A 236-nucleotide genomic window follows, 5' to 3' on the forward strand; every position below is an offset into this window, starting at 1 on the left:
CATCCAGACGACCACGACGACTTTTTTGAAAAGGCCCAAAATAATCCGCTTCACCCCCGCCTCAAACTGGGTCGCATCCACCTTGATCGGCACTTTTACATCGGCCATGAAGTCCCGGAACTTTAAAATCGGCCCCGAAGAAAACGTGGGAACGAACAAAATGTAGTTCATGTGGTCGATCACTTTGGCTTGGCCGTCTTTGCCGAAGAAGTAGGCGAAGAACTGCGCATCAATGA

1 protein-coding gene is annotated in these 236 nt (G+C 50.0%); it reads right to left on the reverse strand.

All coding sequences use genetic code 11. The features are described 5' to 3' along the window. Nucleotides 1-236, reverse strand: a 236-nt coding sequence (locus KVT34_RS31145; protein WP_302695796.1) for an MBOAT family O-acyltransferase, incomplete at both ends; no start/stop codon positions are given.

The sequence above is a fragment of the Paenibacillus sp. GbtcB18 genome (assembly GCF_019091125.1).
Taxonomy (GTDB): domain Bacteria; phylum Bacillota; class Bacilli; order Paenibacillales; family NBRC-103111; genus Paenibacillus_F; species Paenibacillus_F chitinolyticus.